Here is a 23,311-nt window from a genome sequence, read left to right as displayed (position 1 = left end):
AATCACTTTCGCTTCATGCGGAGGTGATTTTTTTTGTAAGTAAACGCGTAAAAAGAAAGAAAGGAAGAACCTTGCTAACATGAGGGAAGTTTCATTGTGAAGGAATGGATAACGTGTGTTAAAATAGAAGTTACAAGTATTTATTAAAGGACAAGCGACGGGCGGGTGTAGCGATGCACGGAAAAATATTAGTGGTCGATGACGAACAGCCGATAGCCGATATTATAAAGTTTAATTTGGAGAAGGAAGGCCATCAGGTCATTTGCGCCTTTGACGGCGGAGAAGCAGTAAGGCTCGCATTTGAGGAGCTTCCTGATTTGATTCTGCTCGATCTGATGCTTCCTGTGAAGGATGGCATGGACGTATGCCGCGAGGTTCGTGCCAAGCTGCAAATGCCGATTATTATGCTGACTGCCAAAGATACAGAAATTGACAAGGTGCTTGGACTTGAGCTGGGCGCCGACGATTACGTAACAAAACCATTCAGCACGCGTGAGCTGCTCGCGCGCGTGAAAGCGCATTTGCGCAGACAGCAGAAGCCGGCTGGAGCAAATGGCGAGCGTGCAAGCTCCTCCGAGGAGCCTGCCGAGCAGGAACAGCAGGGGTTCAAGCTGTTTAATTTGTTTATTGATACCGATATGTACGTCGTCTATAAGGACGGTGAGCCGCTTGACCTTACTCATCGCGAATATGAGCTGGTGTATTATATGGCTCGCAACAGCGGCAAGGTGATGACGCGCGAGCATTTGCTTCAGGCGGTGTGGGGCTTTGAGTATTTCGGAGATGTGCGGACAGTAGATGTAACGATTAGGAGACTCCGCGAGAAAATCGAGGATGACCCAAGTCGTCCGGAGTATATTATGACCCGGCGCGGCCTAGGCTACATGATGCGCAATTCCAAGTCCGGAGGCTTCGCGTAGGATGAAGGGCAAAAGCTTCTTCCGAACGATTCAAGTCAAGCTGGTCATCATCTACTTGCTGCTTATTCTCGTAGCGATGCAGCTGATCGGCGTTTATTTCATCAGCACAGTTAAAAACTCATTGATAGACAGCTTCACGAAGAACCTCAAGGAGCAAGCTAACATTCTCTCGGAATTCGCAGCTCAAAGCCTTTCTGCCAAGCCGGATACGGAAGGCGATTCGTCAGAGAGTACGACCGAGGATCTCAGCTTGGTCGTTCGCAACCTGTTCAGCATAAGCGGCGCGGAGGTTCAGGTGCTGGACTCGAATGGCAAGATGGTCGCGACCTCGGTTCAGAGCAACCAATCATATATCGGCCAGAAGAATAAGTCACTTGCCGTGAGCAGGGCGCTCCAGAACATAACAGACAATGAGCAGGAAATCATAGATGAGGACAACACGCGCAAAAAGATGATCGCGCAGCCGGTTACGATCAATGACAACAAGGTAGTCGGAGTTGTCTATGTCGTAGCTTCGATGAATGAGCTCTATGAGACGGTAAACAGGGTCAATCAAATCTTCTTCTCGGGAACGCTCATTGCGCTCGGCTTAACGGGAGTGCTCGGGATTTTGCTGGCGCATACGATTACAAGTCCCATCCAAGGGCTGACGCGGCAGGCAGAAGCGATCGCACAAGGGAAGTTCGATCTTCAGGTGCCCGTGCTGGGGGATGATGAGATCGGCAGCTTGAGCGTCGCGTTCAATGATATGACAATCAGGCTGAAGGAAGCCTTGTCCGTGAATGAAGAAGAGAATGAGAAGCTTGCTTCTATTCTATCGAATATGAGTGATGGCGTAGTTGCAGCAGATGAGAACGGCAATGTAATTGTATGGAATAGACGTGCGCTGGAGCTGCTCGACGTACGCACCTTCGAGGGGCTTGTATTGCCGGAGGTTTTTGAACTATCCGAGCAGCGTCTGAGTGAGCTTCAGCAAGGGCGCGGTCAGACGATGCTCATTGCACGCAGTGTGGATGAGCAGGACATGGGTGATAGCGAGGAAGGGCATCTGCGGGCTACCTTTACACCGATTCATCGCCGCGATAAAGGAATTACGGGTACGATAGCCGTGCTTCAAGACGTAACAGAGCAGGAGAAGCTTGAGCAGTCACGCCGCCAGTTTGTTGCCAACGTATCGCATGAGCTGCGGACGCCGCTCACCACGATTAAAAGCTATGCAGAAGCACTTAACGACGGTGCGCTGGAGGAACGTGAGCTGTCGGAGCGTTTTGTAGGCGTCATCCGCAATGAGACGGAGCGTATGATCAGGCTGGTAACGGATCTGCTGCATCTGTCCCGACTGGACTCTAATCAGGCGCCACTTCGTCGCAGACAGACCAATGTGCACGATATGCTGGACGAGGTGGCTGACCGTTTTTCGTTCCAGCTTAGGCAGAAGTCGATCAAGGCAGCTGTGCGCGTCGATAACGGACTGGAGTCGGCTTGGCTTGACCGCGATCAGATTGACCAGGTGCTCGATAATTTGTTCTCGAATGCGATTAAATACACGCTGGACGGTGGGACCATTGAATTAACGGCGAAGAAGCCGACCGATTCGGCATTGCTGGCCATCAGCGTCAAAGATACGGGGATCGGGATTCCCAAAAAGGATTTGGATCGAATTTTTGACCGATTCTACCGCGTTGATAAGGCTCGCTCGCGCAACATGGGCGGAACCGGCCTCGGGCTTTCGATTGCCCGGGAAATTGTGAAGGCTCATAGCGGAACTATTTCGCTGCATTCCGAGCTTAACGAGGGTACAACAGTGACCTTCACGCTCCCGCTGCTGCAAGAAGGGGGTGAGCCTGCATGAAGGAGAAAATAAAGACGACAACACTAATCGTGCTGGTCGCGCTCAGCCTTCTTCAAAGCTACTTGCTGGCTTACAGCATGCCAGGCCTTGGGGCGACGGTCAGAAGCGACCAGGATTACGTGAATACCGAGCCGATGGGAACGGCGACAAGCGTGGAGAGCGTCATATTTCCAGAGACACTTGTTATCCATCTGGGCGGAAACAAGCATACCATCATTTATCCAGGCACGCAGTTCTACGACATGATTCTTAACCAGCGTATTCAGGGCAGGGAGTTCAAGGGCTTTCAACGAAGCCCGTCGGATGTGCTGAATTGGGAAGAGATTCGGAAGAACGATATTGGAATTGAACTGAGGTTCGAGAACGGAATTCCGGTAGAGCTGCTGCAGAAGCTGCTTAAGCTAGAAGGAGACCTGCTGTTTCTAAACGAGACGATTGACCGGATTTGGATCTTCAAAACGACGGGTACGGAGGAGATCAGAACATTCTTCTTCAGCTCGGATGGCGAGATGGTGTACGAGTCCGTCCGTGCCGACCTAACCGTTCGCGACGTGCAGGATTATGTAGGCTTCGGGCAATACCAGCCGAAATATACGATGACCGCAGACGGACTATATGTTCCGGCTGTTCCGATCCAATCAACGGAAATGCTGTTTCCTTACGAGACTTATTCGCCGGATTTAATGCAGCGCAGCATGTTTGATCCGAGCACGACACGGGCGCTAGAGGATCGGGGCGGCTCGCAGATTTATACAGATGGCAAACGGGGCCTTCAGGTAGAGCAGAACGGCAAATGGATTAACTATACCGATCCGAGTGCGCCGCAAATTACGGAAAATCTATTAAGTGACAATGTGTATGCCTCGGTAGACTTTGTGAATCAGCACGGCGGTTGGGATGGCGTTCATCGGTTCGTGAATGCGTTGCCTGGGGGCGAAGGCAAGGCTATCCGCTTCAAGCAATACGTAGAGCAATATCCGGTTCTTGCGGCATCCCCGTTCCATTACGGCTACATGAAGCTTACGCTTCAGCAGGGAGTCGTTACGGAGTATGCGAGATCGCTAATTACGCTTGCTGCGGATTCCGAATCCCGTACGGTAAGATGGCTGCCCGGCGGCGAGGAGCTCCAATCCATCCTTAATCGGTATGACCGCCGCAGCGAGGTGAAGACATTGTTCCCGGCACTGCAGGCACTGCCGCTAGATGAGGAGAGACTTCGTTTCAACCCGATCTGGGCGGTACGCCTAGCGGACGGAACGGAAGAAATGCTGACCGATGCTTATCCGAGTGGCTATGAGCCCCCTAAGCAGGTTGTGGAGTCGTCCATGAACGACGCCGCAGATGGCAGCGGAGATGATGCAGACACCGCAACGGCTGCGAATGGTGTAGGAGCTGCGGTATCGGTCGGCGGAGCAAACCCACTGTTTTTCGGAAAAGGGAAATAAGGATATTAAGATGGCGGGGGTGAAGGCGGGTGGATTGGGGACGAGCGAAAAATGTGCTTATTATTTCGTTTTTGCTGCTCAATGTGTTGCTGGGCTATCAGCTCTGGCTAGATATTAGAGAGCAGTTGAATCTGAATGTGAACACAGCGGAGCTGCCGCAGGATAAAGTGCTGCTCATGCAGCAGAAACGAATTTCGTTAGAAGCCAATCTGCCGCTGGAAACGCCGGAGCTGGGTGATTTAACATACAATCTGCACTCGGACAGCCGAAAGAACGCGGAGCCTGTTATTCTAGATAAACCGGTGGACAGTACCATTATTTATTCTAAAAAAGAGCTGTTGAAAACGCTGGGGAATCGTATTCCCGAGCTTGATCAGTACGCATTCGATTTGCTGAACAGCAGCGTGGATCAATTCGTCCTCTATCGTGTCGTAGAAGGACGGCCTATGTTCGACGTGAAGCTGACGCTGTATATCAGCGATCAAAAAATTATATCATTCCTGCAGGACCGGGTAGAGCTGCTCGGCACAGGCGAAGCCAAGCAGGTGCTTCCGGCAGCGAAAATCGTAGCGAGCCTCATTGAAACGTACTTGCCGGATGGCGCGGTGATTTCGGATATTCAGCTCGGCTACAAAGGGCAAATTTTCGATTCGGAGAAGCAAGTGTCCGCACCATCTTGGCGCGTGATGCTGGAGGACGGCCATTTGTTCTATGTGCATGCGATAAGCGGCGAGGTTGCAACGGATGAAGCGCAAGGGGAAGCGGCAGCGAACGGTTTACGTTAACGGGAGCGGGAGAAGGGACAGGAAAGAGCAATATGGGACTTCGATTTACGGTACTGGGAAGCGGTTCGACCGGCAATGCGACAATCGTGCAAGGTAATGAAAAAACGGTTATTGTCGATGCAGGAATGAGCGCGAAGAAACTAGATGAGCTCATGCGCGAGCGAGGAGTAACGGGGCATCAGCTCGACGCGCTGTTCGTGACGCATGAGCATTCCGATCATATTAAGGGTCTCGGCGCGTTTGCGCGCAAGTATGATTTGCCGATTTATGCAAATGAGGCAACATGGGCCGCGATGGAGAGGCATGTAGGCACCATTGCCGCCGAGAAACGTGTGTTTATGGAAACAGGTGAAGAAGTTACCTTCGGATCAATGGCCATTCAATCTTATCCCATCTCGCATGACGCAGCGGAGCCAGTCGGCTACTGCTTTGTGGAGAATGGCGAGAAGCTCAGCCTGGCAACGGATCTAGGTTATGTGAGCGAGAAGGTTAAGCGTCATATTATCGATTCGGATGTGCTGGTGCTTGAGGCCAATCATGATACCGAGATGCTCCGGATGGGGCGGTACCCATGGAATACGAAACGCCGCATATTGAGCGATGTCGGTCACTTGTCCAACGTCGCGGCAGGCGAAGCGCTGCTGGAGCTTATGACGGATCGAACGAAACGTGTCTATTTGGCTCACTTGAGCCTTGATCATAACGTGATGGATTTAGCGATGCTGACCGTGAATTCTATCTTGGAGGATCACGGAATATTTTATAAGAAGGAAGAGCATCCCCTGCGGGCGACGTATCACGATAAGCCTACGCCATGGGATGAAGTGAAGCGGAAATAAGCGACTCGAGCTGCGCATCCAGCGCATCGGCCTTAGCGCTTAACTCTTCTCTCGTAAGTATGCCCTTATCTATGAACAACTCTAGCATTGCGCTTAATGTGAGAACGGTACGGTAGTGGTCATCCTTCAAATCCGCCAGCTTGGCGGCTAGCTGTACATGTTCCCATGCGGCGGGGGTTTTGGCTTTCATTGCGGCATCTCTCCTTGGATTTATAATGGTTTGTGAGCGGAATGAAAAAGATCTGCTGTCCATCGTTCGAATCTATTATTATTGTAGTCAAATCTTCCGAAAACATTCCTATATTGAAAAAATAGTCTTGATGTCTAAGACATCGAGAGGGGCGATAGCAATGAGCTTATTCGACGATGATTTTTATTCGACCAAGGTATCCAAGCGTGCTGCTCGCGAGAGCAAGAAGGGAGACTTTGCTTTTCCATATAAAAGCAAGGAACGAAAGTGGTCCAACGTCCGCATTGCATTCGTATCCTCGATCACTAGCGCTGTGGCCGCAACCTTGCTGTTCGGCGCCGTTTTTGGCGGTGGAGGCGGGATAGGCAGCGGCGGAGGAGCAGTAGCGACAGCCGGCGGCGTGCTGGCGATTGATCCGCTGGAGCGCCCGATACAGGCTTCGGCCAAAGTAAGGCCGGCCGTCGTAAGCGTCATTAACCAGCAGATGTTCGCGCTTGGCATAGGCAAAGGCGAGCCGCTTCCCGAGGACACTGAAGAAAAAGGAACGTTGCGCGAGGTGGGCGTAGGTTCTGGCGTTATCATAAGCAAGCAGGATGGCAAAGCAGTCATTATTACGAATTATCATGTAATCGACCAGGCGCAGGCGGTAAAGGTTGTTCTCATGAACGGCGAGACACGCGAGGCGCATGTCGTCGGGAAGGATCAAATTACCGATCTGGCCGTGCTTGAGATTGATGCGAAGGGCATTGATGTCGTTGCTGAGATTGGCGATTCCTCGGCGCTGCGCCCGGCTGAATATATTATCGCAATCGGCAACCCGCTCGGGCTAGGGGAGTCCGTGACGACAGGAAGCGTAAGCAAGACGAAGCAGATCGTACCGGTATCGCTTAATCAGGATGGCGTGTACGACTGGGAGCAAGAGGTTATCCAGATCGACGCGTCCATTAACCAAGGCAATAGCGGCGGGCCGCTTATTGATCTTAATGGGCGAGTCGTCGGCATCAACAGCATGAAGATTGCTGATCTCGGCGTGGAGGGCATCGGCTTTGCGATTCCAATTAACCTAGCTATGCCGATCGTGGAGAGTCTGATCAAGCTAGGTCATGTCCCGCGTCCTTACCTAGGCGTCTACACGATGGATCTGGAGCAGTATTGGGAGCAGCAGGGTTTCGAGGATGCTTACGGCGATACAGGTGAGGATGAGCTGCTGCCGGATGCCGAAGCGCCCGAAGAGGAACCGGATAGCGTTATTGAAGGCACACTGCCGAAGCTGAACCTGCCTGATGATATTTATGACGGCGTGATCGTGCTTGAGGCGGTTGGTCCTGCTCAGGAAGCGGGCTTGCTGTTCAATGACGTTATCGTGAAGCTCGACGGCCAATCGATCAGCAGCACGATGGATCTGCGTAAATATTTGTACGGCAAGAAAAAGATCGGTGATGAGATAAAGATTACTTACTATCGTGACGGCAAGCTGAATGAGACACACTTCAAGCTTGGCGAGAAGGAAGACGAGGAATAGATGGTTGAATAACCGCAGTGCACGTACGGGAGACCGTAGGGAGCGCTGCGGTTTTTTTGTTGGATTGGAGGAGGATGATAGTGGTGGTTGGTAATGGAAATGGAGATGGAGATGGGAAAGCTGGGAATAGGACTGGTAAGCGGGAGAAAGAGGCTTGCGGTTTGCGGAAATTGTCGACTACAAAGGGAGGGCGTTTTCTGATATGCTGAGTATAGTTATTTTTGGACAGACTAGTAAGACGGTAACATGGATGCTTGAAGCAGGATATAGGAAGAGAAGAGATTGCAAGACGCGACAAGGCAAAGAAAGACAAATGTAGACAAAGCAAGACCTGACAAGACCTAGCAAGGCATATGAAGACAACGCAAAAAGTGAAAAGACCTAGCAAGGCATATAAAGACATAGCAAGATAATTAGGCAAGACAAGCCGCTAGGTAGAAATTCAATCAATCAGGATAGGAAGCGTGCAAACGATGTATTGTGTGTGTAAAGAGCATATGGAGACGGCTTTAGACCGATTTGTAGATGAATATGAGGATGCACCGGATGTAGTAGATTTGAAGGAAACGCAATTCGCAGATTGGGACCCTCCGCGGAAATGCGATTTTTGCGTAGAGCCTGCTACTTTTTTGGTGGTTTAGGTGTGAATAGAGGTTTTTAGCTTATTTAGAATAAAGGGAAGTGTCGGGTTTGCATATACAGATAGCTGCCGTCGGCAAGCTGAAGGAAAAGTACTTAGTGCTTGGCATAGCGGAATATGCCAAGCGGCTCGGGCCGTACGTGAAGCTTACGCTCACGGAAGTGCCCGATGAGAAGGCGCCGGAGACGATGAGTGCGGCGGAGGAAGCGATTGTGCGCGAGCGAGAGGGCGAGAGGCTTCTAGCGCAGCTGAAGCCTGAGGCGCACGTAGTCGCGCTCGCGCTTGAAGGCGAGCTCTGGTCAAGCGAGGATCTCGCGGGCCAGCTCGATAAATTAGCCACGTATGGGCGAAGCCACGTGGCTTTTGTTATTGGCGGGAGCAATGGTCTTGCTCCCAATGTTTTGCAGCGCGCCCAGCAGAAGCTGAGCTTTGGGCGCATGACCTTGCCGCACCAGCTAATGCGGCTGGTGCTGGTGGAACAGATTTATCGAGCTGTGAAGATAAATCGGGGGGAACCGTATCACAAATAGGGCGAATCGTAATGCTGATAAATCCCTGTGCGGTTAGCTTATTTTTTCATTATTCTTTCATAACAATCTGTTATAATTCCAAAAGTGATAAAATCGGTAAGTCGGTGAAGGCGGCTTATATGCTAAAGCCACAAAGAGGAATGGATGATAAGAAAAGATATGAATAATGAGATAGAAAAGGAGTTGCAGAAACGGCTACTTGTTCCGTGCGAGCAAAGATTGCTGTCACTCCTGTTTAAGGAACATGTGAGTATAGAAGAAATAGAGTGTCAGCTTCAAGAACTAGATATGGATTTGGGTAATCATAATTATCTGCTGATGTTAGCTCATTTTGGATATAACGTCGATTGGATGGGATTTCCGGAGCATGTTATCCCGCAATTAAAAGGCATCTACCGCTATTATCAGGTGGAGAACGCGCTGATGTTGCAGAAACTTTTTATGAGTATGCAAAAATTGAATGAAAAGAATTTATACCCGTTGCTTTTAAAGGGAGCCGCAATGCGTTTGCATTTTGCCCCAGGAGTATCTAGAATGATGGCTGATTTAGACTTTGCGCTTGAGCGCGATCAATATGAGAAAGCGGTTTCAATTTTTCAAGATATGGGTGCGGAGTATATGGTAGAGGCTCCGTATTCAATTACATATAAATTGGGAAAGACGGAGTTTGATATTCATCATGTTATTTTTAAGAACAATCTTGAAAAGGGTAGTGATATTTGGGAGAGAGTTGAACAAATTGAGGTTAATAGCTGTCAATTCAGAGTATTGTCTCCGATAGACATGTTTGTACATATATTGGATTCGCAATCCCGATGCATATTTGTAGATGAGATGCCAGAACGTCGGATGAAATGGTTATTTGATGCAAAAATGGTGTTGAAAATGATGCCTGACACGGATTGGGCAGCAATAGCAAAGCGCGCGAAAGAACTGCATTGTAGTTATCGCGTTCACTTGATGATGAAGTTATTCGCAACCTGTTTTCCAGAGGACATTTCGTTAGAGGATGTAGAGATTTTATTTGCAGTGAATAGCGGATATACCAAATGGCTAACAGACGCAATGGATTTTTATGAGATGATTGTACCTTATATGAAAGAACGCCGTGCGGATGAAAATGGTTCAATCACGCTGCGGGTAATAAGCTTAAGAATAAAATATAAACCCATTAGAAAGGAGTATAAGTATTATTCTCATGAATTAAAGGAATTTAGATCTGGTATGTGTTTTGCAAGGTATGTTGCGGAACTTTATCATTTTAATAGACCCATGAAATTGTATCGAAAATATCTTTCACGGTTACGAATTCGTTAATTGGAACAACTACTATGCGAGAAAAGAGAGAATAATAGATGGGGAATGAAAAAGCTACAACAATTTCCACCTTTTTTGAACATGTTAACAAACGAATTTTAAAGAAAAACGGGATGCTCTATAAGAACTTGCAAATCGGGTTAGCAGGTAGGATTCTTGAAATTCGATATTGGGATGAAATGGAGGTGTCATTAATAAGATCATCTCTTCTCGGAAGAGTGCTTTCAAAAGAGATGTACGGAGTACCGGATGCAGTAATATGGTGCTATACGGATGATGTTAACATCTATATTCCCGATTCGTTTCGGGATAAGCCGCTGCCCGAAGGAGCAATAACCGATGTGTATCAGGGAAAGGATGCTACGGGATGCATCAAGGTTACTAGAAGTACGGAGATGGAGGGTGCCGACTACATCGGAAAGACCTATTATTTCTGCAGACAAGCAGGCACTGATTATGATGATTGCATGTTGGGACATCCGCTTATCAGATGTTTTTATTTTTGGGCAGAGCAGGAGGGCTTATTGATTCTGCATTCCGCTGCAGTAGGAGTTAATCATAAGGGGGTATTGATAAGCGCGCGGGGCGGTGCTGGAAAGTCAACTTTGTCGGTGAGTTGCTTGCTTGAGGGGTTGGATTTTGTGGCAGATGATTATGTGATGATGCGTGAAGCGGGAGAACGAAATGCATTGCCGCTATATACAATGGTTGGATTGAATTCGGATATGAATCAGATTTTGAAACCGAATATGCCTGTTATCAAGACAGAGGAAAAGCGAAACGGGAAGAAATTCTTTGATGCGTCCGCCTATCCTTTTCAAGAAGAATTACCGATTAAAGCTATTTTGTGTCCAATTGTTACGGATGGAAGCGAGCCAATGATTGTGCCGACAGACCGAGGGCCGGTTTTGGTAAAATTGGTTCATTCCAGTGTAAGTCAGATTGGCGGGCGGAGAGATACAGAAATGGTTAAGAGAATGATGGATAGACTGAAGGATTTGCCAACTTATGAGTTCTGTTTAAGTAAAGACCTTAAGAAGAATGTAACCGTATTGCGAAAATTTATGGAGGGACTTTAACGTGTATAAATTAAACGAAGAGAAGATGTTTTATGATATTGCTGATGGACAGGCCATAGTAATCAATTTTGTTACCGGAATGTATTATGGAGCAAGTGCTCTTGGATCGATGGTTTTAGATGCGTTGATGCAGGGAAAGGCACCGAAGCAGATTGTTGATTTAATCAAAAATAATGAAGGCTGTGTGGTAGATATTGATCAGCGTGTAGAGCGGTTTATTGCTGCGCTTACGGAAAAGGAAATTTTCATTTCGGATGATCAACCTTACAGCCAGGAATCAATGGGCGATTTTGTCGTAGTTGATGGAGATTACAGCCTTGAACTGAATGAATTCGCGGAGGTTCAAGACCTTCTGTTGGCAGATCCCGTACATGATGTGGAAGCAGATATGGGATGGCCAAGACTAAAAGAAGAGGATTAATACAGTGAAGCTATCTATTATTATGCCTGTATACAATGCTGGAAATTATTTGGAAGAAGCAGTGGAATCGATATCGAGCCAGATCTGGAATGGCGAGAAGGAGATTATTATTGTGGATGATCATTCAGAAGATAACTCCTTTGCCAAAGCCCAGAGCTTGGGTGATCGTGTGATCTCGGTGGAACATGGCGGTGCAGCAAAGGCAAGGAATATCGGACTCAAGATGGCTTATGGGGAGTATATACTGTTTCTGGATGCAGATGATGTGTTGTCGCAGGATGCATTGGTCAATCTTTTTATTGCCATGGAAGAGAAATCGGACTGTGATGTTGTATATGGAAAGGCAAAGGATTTTGTTTCGCCGGAGTTATCGAGTGAACAAAGGGCGAAACTGAAGGTAAGAGAAAACGGTTATGGCGGTGTATTGCCGGGCTGTGGGCTTATCAAAAAATCGGTCTTTGATCGGAGCGGATACTTCGATGAAAATCTTTCAAGCGGAGAAACGGTAGATTGGATGATGAATGTGAAGGAAGCAGGAGCTGTGGTTCGGGAAATCAACCAAGTAACGTTAAGGCGACGCCTTCATATGACCAATACAGGACGTTTAAAACGTGAAGAAGAAATGAAAAATTATGCAGCTATTTTAAGGAAAAGGATGTAAAAGGAATGAAACCGTTAGTATCCATCATGTCGCCAGTCTATAATGCCATGCCTCATTTACACACCTTTTTGGATTCCGTAGAAAACCAGACCTATGCGCCGTTGGAGCTTATTTTGGTGGATGATGGGTCTAGCGATGATTCACTCTCGGTCCTTACAGAGAGAGCAGTAATAATGGAGAAAAAAGGGATATCAGTGAAGATTATTTCCCAGAACCATGCAGGACAAGTGGCTGCTGTAAACCTGGCACTACCGAATGTTCATGGCGAACTATTAACCTGGTGCGATGCGGACGACTACTGGACAGAAGACAGTATTGAAAAGATGGTGGAGTGTCTTCTTGCTCATCCTGATGTCAATATGGTGCGAAGCAATGGCTTGATCAAAGATGAGACAGAGAATCCGATCAGGTATAGAGAAAAAGAAAATCAGCCGTTTTTGTCCAATATATTTGATGACTTGTTCCATGAGCGTATCTTGGAGCTTGCGGGGCGCTTTATGGTGCGAACGGAAGCCTTGTTTTCCTGTTATCCTAATCGTCAGATTCCGGCATCCACTGTGGATCAGAATCCGCAGCTGCTACTTCCAATCGCGAGCCGAAGCAAGTGTGCTTATCTAAACGAGGAGCTACATGTATACTGCAGGAGAAGTAGTGGCCATTCGAGTACGAAGCGTAGTTTCACGGAAACTATGAAACGGATAGAAGATATCAAGCAGCTTTATTTAAGTATTTTGCCCTACTGTGAATGTGATCAAGAGTATTATCGCAAAGAAGTGGAAAATATGATTGCTGCATTTAAGAAGACCTTAATGCAAACTACGGCGATGATGGCAAGAAAGAGAACGAGCATAGAGTGAAGACAGGAATATTGACAATTCATAATAAGGTTAATTCCATGGACTATTTTAAGAAAGCGGCGACCTGCCTTGAATAAACCACTCGGAGTGAATGTACTTACACTATGGAATCTGTTCGGTCGAAAGAGACAGATTCGATTTTGCGTGCTTGTTTTTTTCTATGTAATAGGTGCAGCGTTAGAGACAGCAAGCATTTCACTTATTTTCCCCTTTGTTTCTGCGATTCTAGAGGGGGGGCATGAGAGTATAAGAAAAGTTGCTTTTCTTGCGGGAATTGTTTTTATATGTTTTCTATTAAAAAACGTGTTTGTATATGGGTTAGGAATTATAAAGCGCAAATATATCGTTAACAATTATAAGGATACAAGCAAGTCACTGTTACGCATGTACCTGGATCAAGATTATCAGTCATTCACTGATGAAGATTCGTCGGCTCTTATTAATAATATTAACAAATATACGGGTTCCATCTTCTTGAGTATACAGAGTATGCTGGAATTTTTTGCAGAAGCTCTAGTCATTCTCATGCTTTTGGCTTACATGTGCATCCTAAATGTCAATATATCGGCGGCTTTGATTCTGGTGTATGTTCTTATCATGATCCTATTCCATCGGTTTATTTATACTAAAGTACGAGATACCGGAAAACGTTCCAATCACAGCTTTGACCGAATGAGTGCAGTTACAAGAGAGGCCATAAATGGTATCAAGGAAGTAAAATTGTATAATGCAAAAGATGCAGTGGAGCATCTCTACGAAGGGTATATTCGGGAGAATGCAACATTAGAAGTAAAGCAGACTGTCTATTCCACGTTGCCTAGACATCTAATTGAATTGATTACGGTGGCTTGTATGTTGATGGCGTTTCTTGCTGTTTATGTAACAAATGGTTCATCCGAGGACGTCATGTCGAAAATGGCCATTCTAGCCTTAATTTTAATTAGAGTTATGCCAGGAGTGACAAGAATAAACGGTTATTTATCTTCTTTGTATGCCAATTCCTCGGTTTTGGATCGAATGGACGGAGGTTTCTACGAGAAGATTAAAGGGATACTCAAGGAAGACAAACAAAGCAAGTCGCATGCCGCAAATGATCAAGACAAAGATACACGTACTACAGGCAGGTTTAATCAGGGAAGCAAAATTGTATGTCGTGATCTGTCTTTTTCCTATGGGAATGGACAAGAAGTTTTAAAGAAAATAAATGTTGAGATTCCTTGCGGGGCTATCGTTGGTTTAAGGGGTCCTTCCGGAATAGGCAAAAGTACGCTGTTAAATCTGTTGACGGGTCTTCTTGTGCCGAAAGAAGGAAGACTAGATGTGGAGCATGAAGATGGAACGATGGAACAACTTGGCGAGATAAAGTTTCGTTTCGGATATCTTCCGCAAAAAGTTTTTTTGTTGAATGCAACCTTGAAGGAAAATATTGTTTTCTATCGAGACTATGATAAAGAAAAAATGAAGCATGCGATATCGGTAGCTCAAATAGCAGATATGATCGCAGGGTTAAGTCATGGCGAAGACACCAATCTTGGCGAAAACGGAATCTTTCTTTCCGGGGGACAGTGCCAGCGCGTAGGCCTAGCGAGGGCGGTGTACGATTCTCCGGATATCTTGGTGTTGGACGAGGGAACCTCTGCACTCGACGAATGCCTTGAAGAGGAAGTTATGAGGGCAGTGTCTAAATTAAATAATCAGACTGTTATCATTGCATCCCATCGAGAATCGACTCTAAAGTATTGTGATTTCGTCTATGAATTTAAGTGATTAGTACAGTACCGAAGAGCTCGAGGGCGCCGAACTGTGCAGATCCTAGGCAAAGTTATTTAATAAATAGCGGCGAAGAGATAAACTCTCTTCTGCCGCTTTTATTTTTAGAAAAACATCATTTTGATAATACTGTATCTCTTAAATTCCTCAAGTTTGCGCTTTTCCATCCTCGTCACATGATGTGACAATCGACTCGTATTCCAATTCTTGCATACAGATAGATTCTGTAGAATTGATAGTTTGGATCCATTTCTACTTCCCATTTTCAAGTTGAAGTTAAAGTTTTCTTTAGGTTTCAGATAAGGGTTAAGTTGCTGTGCTAACATGGTTGAAGATAACAATTGGATGCACAAGAGGCTGGACACTGTATATGGTGTCAGTCGTTTTTTCTTGTAATCGTCTCTTGCAAGCCTTGTTCCACAAAACTTTTCAGTACGAGGTAAAATGCCATTTCATGTAATTCATTTTTGGGGGAGTGATAGTCTTTGTACAAACGGATTATAAGTTTAATGCTTTCTGTGTTATTATCGGTGTCCCTAGTAGCGCCAGGTTTGATATCGGCGCAAACGAGCAGTTTTAGTGATCGGAGTGGCTTCAGCGGGTCAAGTAGTTTTAGTGATTCCAGCAATTCTAGTGAATCTAGAACAGAATTGTTGGCGTTACCTCCATCCAATGAGTTATCAAGTAGCTGGAATGGTATAGTGCAAAATATTAATCCAGTTGTCGACGCAACGAATTTGACGAATGGGAATACAACAAGTTCTTTCAATGATGTGAAGCCGGGCGATTGGTTTTTCGATGCAGCAAATTATGTGTATCAAAATGGCCTATTTCAAGGTACAGGCGAGCACACCTTTTCACCACAAGGCACGATGACACGTGCAATGTTCGTTACCGTTTTTGGACGTGTAGCAGGAATTGATTCTTCAAAATACACCTCAGCCTCTTCATTCACGGATGTGTCCTCGGGTTCTTATTATGCACCGTACGTAGAATGGGCAAATGAAAACGGTATTGTAACAGGGGTAGGCAATAATAAGTTTGCACCGAGCAATACGGTGACAAAAGAGCAAATGGCTACAATTATGGTGAGATATTTTGAGGAATTTAATATCAACTATAAAACAGGAAATACCGTTATTACAGAGCCAAGCGATATTGGTCATGTTTCAAGCTGGGCAAGGGATGCTATATTGGCATTATGGAGAGCTGGCCTAATCAATGGAGATCGCAACGGAAATTTCAATCCAACCTCCAATGCAACTCGTGCTGAAGCGGCTTCGTTTGTCATGCGCAGTAATGAGGTGATTAAGGAAAGTTCTTCACCAACACCGACAACACCGACAATACCAACACCAAGAACCTACACCATTACATTCCAAACAGACGGTGGAACACCGATCGCGAATAAGTCTGTTGTTGCAGGTCATTCACTAGGTGAACTGCCAATTGCAAGAAAAGCAAACCACAGTTTCCTGGATTGGTATACGGATAGGGAGTTAACTAAGGTAGTTTCTTTAGATAGAATCGTAACTAGCGATATAACACTGTATGCCAGGTTCGAAGAATTATCAGAACAAGCACTAGAAGTCCAAAGCATACCTGTAATTAGTAAGCTGGATCAACCAAGCGCATTTTCAATTAAAGTCGTTGATCGCTCTGGAGAATTAACAGAATCTACGATTAAGAATGCGATTGAGTTTAGCTCATCTTCGCATCTTGATTTTATGGAGGATTCAGGTATTTCCATAACTAAGGTTAACAATGAATACATAATTACTGCCAATAACGAGAATAAGCAATTTCCTGAGGGAGGTACCTTTAAGCTCGTATTGACTGAAGATGCTTTAGTCTTCAAAGAAGGGGATACGGAATACGACTCATCAACAAGGGAAGTTGCATTTACGACGGCTAAGACTGAAGTCAACAATCTTAAATTCAATTCAAACCTAAAATATTTAAGTGCATCTGATGTGTCTTTAATGAGTCAAGGCGGTCAGCAGGCTAAGTTTATTGCGAACTCATTATTTACGTATGAGATCAAGGAGGGAAGCACGGAAACAATCGTAAGCGACTATGAGAATGGCTACTTCATTTATGATGGCGGTGAGATTGAAGTAGGAGATACCGTTGCCATTTATGATGGAGCACATCCAAATGAGCGTAATGGCAGCGCGCCGTTAGAGGATGAAGGAAACATTTCTTACGTCGAAATTTTTTCTATCAAAAATGGCAATGAGTATCATTACGGTGCACCAGATGTAACGGATATTATTTTTGTACCAGATGTTTTACCCGTCACTGTTACTGAGGATACGGATGGTAATCCGAACAATAATTCAATCACGGTATCTGAATCAACGATGGATTTTTCGGACGCAAAGTATGAGGGATTTCATTTCAAAGAAGATCTTAGCGTCGAGCCAGGAGATTTTATCGCATTCTATACCGGCGAATGGAGCGAGGCATCTCAGCTTGCCAACTATGCACAGATCAAAACAGTTAATCTTGCTAATCACACGTATACGATTACTTACGAGGTTATTAGCGAAGAAGCCATGCGCAACTCATTCGATTATTATAAAAAAAATCAGGAATTAGAGAATGAAGAGCTGCTTAGCAGCGAAAGTATTGCCCAACTGGAAGCAGAGATGACTAAGGAAGCCATCAATAGTGGATTTGCACAACAGGCTTCGGGCTATCTTGCGTCAATGGCTCTGCAAACAGACAGCTTTAAGGAACTTAATGTAGATGCTGCCCAGTTTAGTGATAGCGACATTCAGCATCTTAGAGAAAATGCGGCTCAAGGTACTAGCCTGATGAATATAGCGGGTTCAAAGGTAGAAGTATCTGTTGAACAAGTAAAGGTAAATATTTCAAAGGACCTCGAACATTTTGAAGGAAAAACAGGGATTCGTGCCTCTTTAGAAATTGAAGCAGAAGTAGCGATTGAAGTTAGTGCAGATCACGAAATCAAAATTAAATTAACAGGAACATTTGAACAAGAGTTTTCAGTTAACCTTAGCGCCGGTGGCGAGATTTACTGGGAAGATTTCTGGTTCATATCCATACCTGTCGATTATTCAGTACATGTAGATCTTGATGTATATACGTATACGGCAGTAAGATTCGATGCCAATCTCGGCCTATTTGAAAAAGAGGAAGATATTGATTGGAAAAGTGATGATGTTATTAACGTCGCCAGACAAATTAAAGAGGTTATGGAAGAGACTGAAAAGTACACCGATAATGAAATTGATGAGATTTCAAATGACTTGCCCGAGCTATATCAAGAATTCTTAGAGAACGAAGATATTGATTGGGTTGACATCGTTACGAAAGAAATATTTAGAACTAGCACGCGAGTCGTTTACGGTATTTTTGAGGTTGTATTTAAGGCAGAGTTTGTAGTGAGTGCAAAGGTTAATATCTCGGTTGGAATTATATATACGTATGAAAACGGGCAACGTTATAGCTTCAATATGCGTATCATGGCAGCTCAGGTTAGAAACTCTCAAACTACGCTTGTACCTGAAAAGTATAACTTTACCTTCTATGCGATGGGTGAATTAGGGTTAAGGGCGGGGATTCGCCTTACGGTAGAGGTCGGTGCCCTATCCACGACGCTTAATAGCATTGGGGTGCAAGCAGAGTTAGGCGGATATATTAAACTATGGGGCTTCTTCTATTATCATTATGAGAGGGTAGCAGGCAGCCCGGCGATTTCTAACATGAAAGGCGCTTATCATTTAGAGATCGGGCTATATTTAGAGATAAAAATTATTGCGCAGGCGTTTAAAGGAACCTTCTCGGTTGTACCTTTCTCAACGACCTATGAGAAGCCTTTATTCGAAATGGGTACACGTAACGCGATTCTGGATTTTTCTTACGAACAGGATGATATAGAGCCGATTACGATACATGGTGAGCTTGGAAAGACCTCTTATCAATTACCGCTTGAATACTTTATGATGGATAAGATGGATTTACACGATGGTGAAGTCACTTCTTCTATACATGATCCTTCTTTCTTTAGAATCAGTTTCGCGGAGAGGGACTTGTTCAGATATGATCCTCGCAATCGTACAATTACACCTGATCGTGATGAAGACACTGGCTATGAAACCAAATTATATATCACTTATGACGGATCAAGCGCATCATTAGGTTCTGGTGGTCTGACTCGTACCTATAAACTCTCATACGATAATCTTAATGATAGCTATACCATTACCTTGAAGGAACTTGATGACCAATCGCCAATTTCCGAAATGAGAGTCATGCGGCAGATTATTGGTCCATATTTATCAGCGATTCCTCAGATTCCGGATCCTACAAAGCAAGGTTATACATTTGCAGGTTGGTATAATGAAAGTATGGGAACGATAGGTTGGAAGGTTCCGCTTCCAACTGTAATGGATGTTAAAAATCGTAACTTTTATGCTGCATTTGTACCTGCTACGGATACGCCGTATCTAGTTGAAACCTATTCTGAGAATTTACATGATAAGGGCTACACATTAGTCGATACAGAAAAATTAAGAGGAAAAACGAATGCTTTACCTTCAGTAGATCCGAAGTATATCCCAGGATTTATTACACCTCAAAAGACTCATGAGGTGATTAAAGCAGACGGATCAACTGTAATCAAGTACTATTATAAGCGCGATACGATTGAGCTGATCTTCCAACACGACTATTCGAAGGCAACAGATGATGTACCGATTTCCGCAGGCAGGTATATTGAATACATGAAGTATGGGGACAGATTGAATGTTCCGAGCTATGTGACGAATGTTGAAGGTCTTGCCTTCCTGGGTTGGGAATCAATGGATGAGGTTGTTCCAGCTACATCGAAAACCTATACGGCATATTTCGATTTAAAGAAGGACATGAGGGTACTCGTAGAATATTATTCAAGAGATAGCTACGATGGACAATTTTTGAAAGTCGGTAGTGAAATTTATTTGGCTACTGCATTCAAAGAGTTCAATGCTCGTTCCCAAGCGACAGGCTATTATAACAGTCCAAATGAGTACGAGTTAGCAGATGATTGGGGTCTTCCAACAGATTATAAAATTGTAGTAGATCCGGATAATCCTAAAAATCTTGTAGTGAAACAATACCTACAGCGTAAGTATGAGCTAACTTTTGATTTGAATGGAGGAGCTTTTGCAGATGGTGTTTCTGGGAAAAGCTATTTGATTGCAGGAATGCCTTATCAAATACCATCTGATCCAACGCGTGATGGTTATAAATTTGCAGGCTGGTCACCTGCAATTCCGTCGGAGAATCGTGAAATGCCAGCGGGAAATCTGACCTACACTGCACAGTGGACGGAGGCTTCAGAGAGGCAAAAGTATACGGTGGAGCATTATCAAAGAGGTACGGGTATTGATGGTCCATTTGAATTAGTGGATACAGAAGTGCTACAAGGAGCAATAGGGGACACGGTAACTGCAACCCATAAAACCTACTCCGGATTCTATGCGCTACAAGGAACGGGTACCGATTACGAACCCATAAGCAGTGGAGTTGTTCATGCAGATGGTAGCACGACGTTGAAGCTGTATTATGATAGAAATGTGTATAAAGTGAAATTTATAGTTATTGATCCGTTTACACAAGAAGTAAAGGTAATCAATGAGGAAACCTACCGTTTTGGCGTACAATTTATGATTCCAAGTAAATTTGTCTGGGAATTAGGATTGACTGGAATTGGATGGAAGGCATTAGATGGAGCACCGGAAATTAAGGAATTTGATTTGAACTTAGTACCTGCACAAAATGTGACATATGAGCTTATTTTGGCTGATGAAGAAGGCGGAGGAGGCGAAAATCCAGGATTTCCGGGATTCCCAGGATTTCCAGGAGTTCTGGGAAGTCAATTCCCTGGCCTTCCAGGTTTTAGAAAGCTTTAATGAAGTTATTATAACGTAGTTTCTTTTTATGAAAGGGTTCATCGTGGCTGACTGCTGCGATGAACCTTTTTTACTGACTATAAGCCCTTATTTTTTCTGTCCAACGAAGTGTAGCCTATGCAGTTGAAAAACGGAGTGGTAAAGTAGAAACAAGCCACTATTCCACAGACTTACATCTAACAATAATCACCATTTTAGCTGTCAAGAAAGGTAACACTATGATAAAAGTTGATAACTTATCCTTCTCGTTTCCGCAAAAAAAACTCTATACCAACATTTCGTTTACGCTTGAAGAGGGTCAACATTGCGCTTTTATCGGAACAAGCGGCAGTGGGAAAAGTACGCTGATCGATATCCTGACGGATCCGGAAAGATATTTGTATGATGGCAAGTTAGAGATCGACCCGGATTGCAGAATTGGGCATGTGAGTCAGTTCTCGCAAGTGGACAAAACCGAAGAAATGACCGTTTTTGAATATATCGGAGAACAATTTATCAAAATACAAGATGAAATCACATCGATTTATGCTGAAATGGCAACCACGTCGGATATGGATTCGCTGCTGGAAAAATATCAATCGGCTTTGGACGCCTTCGAGTCGATGGACGGGGACAATTTTGAAAACACCATTAATAAGCAGTTGAACCTGGCAAACCTCATGAAGCTGAAAGATCTTAACGTATCCAACCTGAGCGGCGGGGAATTCAAACTTATTCAAGTAATGAAGGAAATGCTTAGCCGTCCGGACTTGCTTATTATGGACGAACCCGATGTATTTTTGGACTTTGAAAACCTAAATGCGCTTAAAAAATTGATCAATTCCCACAAAGGCATGCTGCTGGTGGTTACGCACAACCGATATCTGTTGAATCATTGCTTCAACAAAATCATACATCTCGAAAATACGGAGATCCAAGAGTTTGATGGGCGATATATCGATTATAACTTCTCTTTGCTTCAGACCAAAATTGAGCTGCAAGAATTAACCGTTGCCGAAGAGGAGGAAATCGAGAGAAACGAGCACATCATCGATAATCTTCGAGCGATCGCCACCTATAATTCGGGAGCATCCAGAGGCAGAGCGTTAAAAGCCAGAGTCAAGTTTCAAGAAAGGCTGGAGGCGCGTAAAATCAAAGCGCCGTTTGTCGATATTAAGCAGCCGGATATTCGTTTTGGTATGGCTCATAAAATGGAAGACACCACTGTGGTTAATGTCAATGATTATAGCGTTTCCTTTGATGAGCTGCTTTTGGAAAATGTGAACTTTGAGATCAAATCTACGGATAAAGTAGCCATTATCGGTGCTAACGGTACCGGGAAAACGACCTTACTCCGAGAAATCTTTCAAAACAATCATGATTCAATCGAAATAAATGCTGATGTTAAAGTGGCTTATTTATCACAGCTTCAAGGCGAAACGCTAAAGGATTCCAATACCATACTACATGAATTCATCGATGCCGGATTTAAAACGTATGATGAGATTAGATCGTATCTTTCAAACTATGGCTTTGAAGGAGAAATGCTGAATCAAAAAATCGAGTCTTTATCCGGCGGAGAAAAAAACATGCTTCAATTGGCTAAAGTTTCTGCCAGTCAAGCCAACCTACTGCTTCTTGATGAACCGACAAGCCATTTAGACATCTATACGCAGATCGCACTGGATAAAGCCATTGAAGACTATAAAGGTGCGATTCTTATGATTTCTCATGATTTTTATTCCGTTGTAAATGGAATGGATTATGTGTTAATCATTGACGATAAGACGATCAGAAAAATGAGTATGCGCAAATTTAGACAGATGATTTATGCGAGTCATTTTAATAAAGATTATTTAGAAACGGAACAAAAGAAAAAGTCACTTGAAATGAAAATAGAATTGGCTTTAAAAGATACTGATTTTGAACTTGCAAAAGTATGGGTTGATGAGCTGGAAGAGCTGATTAAGCTGCTTTAAAACAGCGGATAGGGCTAAAGTGAACGAGTTTGAGTTTAACGATGATGGTAAAAAAGTATTAATTAAAAGACACTGATGAGTAGAATCTCAGTGTCTCTTTGCTACATTGATGGATTTCCCGAGGACTGGTAGGAGCTATTAAAGTCTTACCACAAGTATCTTAAGCCAACCAGATATGAAGAAGAGGATCTTAGATGGACCGCATTGCTGGAAGAAATTCTTTTGAATCAGATCTGCACTTTTTCGCGTTTTTTCATATGACTCTGAACAAGAAAGGCCGGACGTCACACCTTCCATATAGGTACGCTGTCTCCAAGTAGTTAAAAAGATACGGGACCACGGATTTGCGGATGGTCCGTGGGATAAACGTGAGAATCGGCTTGATAAGCAGATTGCATAGGTCTGGGTGGAAAGAGGTGTCTTGGAATCAACTCATCAATTTCTATTTAATAAGCATCCCTTTAAATGATATACTATTTAGTAATATGTTTCTTTGAACTTTAATGAATGATAATGTAAAGATTTTATCGATAATTGTCGATATTAAAGTGTATAGAAAAAAACTTTGATAATAGGTGGTTTTAGGTAATCTGAGGGGGATTTG

Annotated in this window: 17 protein-coding genes; 16 read left to right on the top strand and 1 reads right to left on the bottom strand. The window is 44.5% G+C overall.

The window, feature by feature from the left end; all coding sequences use genetic code 11:
- The first annotated feature begins 173 nt into the window (after window positions 1–173).
- The 5 genes from yycF to FHS16_RS14365 are packed head-to-tail and all read left to right on the top strand — an operon-like array spanning window position 174 to window position 5,841.
- On the top strand, window positions 174–920 hold the full coding sequence (gene yycF, locus FHS16_RS14385; protein WP_183563358.1) for a response regulator YycF: 747 nt from the start codon (window positions 174–176) through the stop codon (window positions 918–920).
- 1 nt (window position 921) lies between these two features.
- Window positions 922–2,772 carry a cell wall metabolism sensor histidine kinase WalK gene (gene walK / locus FHS16_RS14380; RefSeq protein ID WP_183563355.1) on the top strand — a complete coding sequence of 617 codons (1,851 nt, stop codon included), beginning with the start codon at window positions 922–924 and terminating at the stop codon, window positions 2,770–2,772.
- Entirely contained in the window at window positions 2,769–4,217 is a 1,449-nt protein-coding gene (locus tag FHS16_RS14375; RefSeq protein ID WP_183563352.1) for a YycH family regulatory protein, read from the top strand. The genes walK and FHS16_RS14375 overlap by 4 nt, the downstream gene beginning before the upstream one ends.
- Before the next feature lie 29 nt (window positions 4,218–4,246).
- On the top strand, window positions 4,247–5,002 hold the full coding sequence (yycI, locus tag FHS16_RS14370; protein WP_183563349.1) for a two-component system regulatory protein YycI: 756 nt from the start codon (window positions 4,247–4,249) through the stop codon (window positions 5,000–5,002).
- Window positions 5,003–5,034: 32 nt separating this feature from the next.
- Window positions 5,035–5,841: an MBL fold metallo-hydrolase gene (locus FHS16_RS14365; RefSeq protein ID WP_183563345.1), complete on the top strand. Its 807-nt coding sequence runs from the start codon at window positions 5,035–5,037 to the stop codon at window positions 5,839–5,841.
- Here the strand turns inward: FHS16_RS14365 and FHS16_RS14360 are convergent.
- On the bottom strand, window positions 5,810–6,031 hold the full coding sequence (locus FHS16_RS14360; RefSeq protein ID WP_183563342.1) for a hypothetical protein: 222 nt from the start codon (window positions 6,029–6,031) through the stop codon (window positions 5,810–5,812). The two genes, FHS16_RS14365 and FHS16_RS14360, sit on opposite strands and share 32 nt — an antisense overlap.
- A 160-nt stretch (window positions 6,032–6,191) precedes the next feature.
- Between FHS16_RS14360 and FHS16_RS14355 the strand changes: the two genes are divergently transcribed.
- The 11 genes from FHS16_RS14355 to FHS16_RS14305 all read left to right on the top strand — a co-directional run bounded on the left by FHS16_RS14355 (window position 6,192) and on the right by FHS16_RS14305 (window position 22,707).
- The gene (locus FHS16_RS14355; RefSeq protein ID WP_183563339.1) at window positions 6,192–7,553 is read left to right on the top strand and encodes a S1C family serine protease; all 1,362 of its coding nucleotides are present in this window, start codon (window positions 6,192–6,194) and stop codon (window positions 7,551–7,553) included.
- A gap of 473 nt (window positions 7,554–8,026) precedes the next feature.
- Window positions 8,027–8,194 (top strand): CxxH/CxxC protein, encoded by a 168-nt coding sequence (locus FHS16_RS14350; RefSeq protein WP_183563336.1) that lies wholly within the window; start codon window positions 8,027–8,029, stop codon window positions 8,192–8,194.
- Window positions 8,195–8,243: 49 nt separating this feature from the next.
- On the top strand, window positions 8,244–8,723 hold the full coding sequence (gene rlmH / locus FHS16_RS14345; RefSeq protein WP_183563333.1) for a 23S rRNA (pseudouridine(1915)-N(3))-methyltransferase RlmH: 480 nt from the start codon (window positions 8,244–8,246) through the stop codon (window positions 8,721–8,723).
- A 144-nt stretch (window positions 8,724–8,867) separates the two neighbouring features.
- Window positions 8,868–10,040 (top strand): nucleotidyltransferase family protein, encoded by a 1,173-nt coding sequence (locus tag FHS16_RS14340; protein WP_183563330.1) that lies wholly within the window; start codon window positions 8,868–8,870, stop codon window positions 10,038–10,040.
- Between the two features lie 38 nt (window positions 10,041–10,078).
- A complete protein-coding gene (locus FHS16_RS14335) occupies window positions 10,079–11,119 on the top strand; it encodes a phosphoenolpyruvate carboxykinase (ATP) (protein ID WP_183563327.1) in 1,041 nt (346 codons plus the stop codon).
- Between the two features lies 1 nt (window position 11,120).
- Window positions 11,121–11,540: a PqqD family protein gene (locus FHS16_RS14330; RefSeq protein WP_183563324.1), complete on the top strand. Its 420-nt coding sequence runs from the start codon at window positions 11,121–11,123 to the stop codon at window positions 11,538–11,540.
- 22 nt (window positions 11,541–11,562) lie between these two features.
- Window positions 11,563–12,201 carry a glycosyltransferase family A protein gene (locus FHS16_RS14325; RefSeq protein ID WP_246431759.1) on the top strand — a complete coding sequence of 213 codons (639 nt, stop codon included), beginning with the start codon at window positions 11,563–11,565 and terminating at the stop codon, window positions 12,199–12,201.
- A gap of 5 nt (window positions 12,202–12,206) precedes the next feature.
- Complete coding sequence (locus FHS16_RS14320; protein WP_183563318.1) at window positions 12,207–13,058, top strand: glycosyltransferase family A protein; 852 nt, start codon at window positions 12,207–12,209, stop codon at window positions 13,056–13,058.
- Between the two features lie 69 nt (window positions 13,059–13,127).
- A complete protein-coding gene (locus FHS16_RS14315) occupies window positions 13,128–14,825 on the top strand; it encodes an ATP-binding cassette domain-containing protein (protein WP_183563315.1) in 1,698 nt (565 codons plus the stop codon).
- Between the two features lie 488 nt (window positions 14,826–15,313).
- Window positions 15,314–20,749, top strand: a complete 5,436-nt coding sequence (locus tag FHS16_RS14310; protein WP_183563312.1) for an S-layer homology domain-containing protein — start codon at window positions 15,314–15,316, stop codon at window positions 20,747–20,749.
- 218 nt (window positions 20,750–20,967) lie between these two features.
- Complete coding sequence (locus tag FHS16_RS14305) at window positions 20,968–22,707, top strand: ABC-F family ATP-binding cassette domain-containing protein (protein ID WP_183563309.1); 1,740 nt, start codon at window positions 20,968–20,970, stop codon at window positions 22,705–22,707.
- Window positions 22,708–23,311: the final 604 nt, after the last annotated feature.

Source organism: Paenibacillus endophyticus (assembly GCF_014192395.1).
GTDB classification, from domain to species: Bacteria; Bacillota; Bacilli; order Paenibacillales; family Paenibacillaceae; genus Pristimantibacillus; species Pristimantibacillus endophyticus.
Note: the sequence above shows the minus strand (reverse complement) of the source record. Positions and strands in the feature narration are given on the sequence as shown.

What these genes read in the sequence shown, in the direction of transcription:
- yycF (WP_183563358.1), top strand. Translation starts at nt 174, where the DNA reads ATGCACGGAAAAATATTAGTGGTCGATGACGAACAGCCGATAGCCGAT.
- walK (WP_183563355.1), top strand. Translation starts at nt 922, where the DNA reads ATGAAGGGCAAAAGCTTCTTCCGAACGATTCAAGTCAAGCTGGTCATC.
- FHS16_RS14375 (WP_183563352.1), top strand. Translation starts at nt 2,769, where the DNA reads ATGAAGGAGAAAATAAAGACGACAACACTAATCGTGCTGGTCGCGCTC.
- FHS16_RS14365 (WP_183563345.1), top strand. Translation starts at nt 5,035, where the DNA reads ATGGGACTTCGATTTACGGTACTGGGAAGCGGTTCGACCGGCAATGCG.
- FHS16_RS14360 (WP_183563342.1), bottom strand. Translation starts at nt 6,031, where the DNA reads ATGAAAGCCAAAACCCCCGCCGCATGGGAACATGTACAGCTAGCCGCC.
- FHS16_RS14355 (WP_183563339.1), top strand. Translation starts at nt 6,192, where the DNA reads ATGAGCTTATTCGACGATGATTTTTATTCGACCAAGGTATCCAAGCGT.
- FHS16_RS14350 (WP_183563336.1), top strand. Translation starts at nt 8,027, where the DNA reads ATGTATTGTGTGTGTAAAGAGCATATGGAGACGGCTTTAGACCGATTT.
- FHS16_RS14340 (WP_183563330.1), top strand. Translation starts at nt 8,868, where the DNA reads ATGATAAGAAAAGATATGAATAATGAGATAGAAAAGGAGTTGCAGAAA.
- FHS16_RS14335 (WP_183563327.1), top strand. Translation starts at nt 10,079, where the DNA reads ATGGGGAATGAAAAAGCTACAACAATTTCCACCTTTTTTGAACATGTT.
- FHS16_RS14325 (WP_246431759.1), top strand. Translation starts at nt 11,563, where the DNA reads ATGCCTGTATACAATGCTGGAAATTATTTGGAAGAAGCAGTGGAATCG.
- FHS16_RS14320 (WP_183563318.1), top strand. Translation starts at nt 12,207, where the DNA reads ATGAAACCGTTAGTATCCATCATGTCGCCAGTCTATAATGCCATGCCT.
- FHS16_RS14305 (WP_183563309.1), top strand. Translation starts at nt 20,968, where the DNA reads ATGATAAAAGTTGATAACTTATCCTTCTCGTTTCCGCAAAAAAAACTC.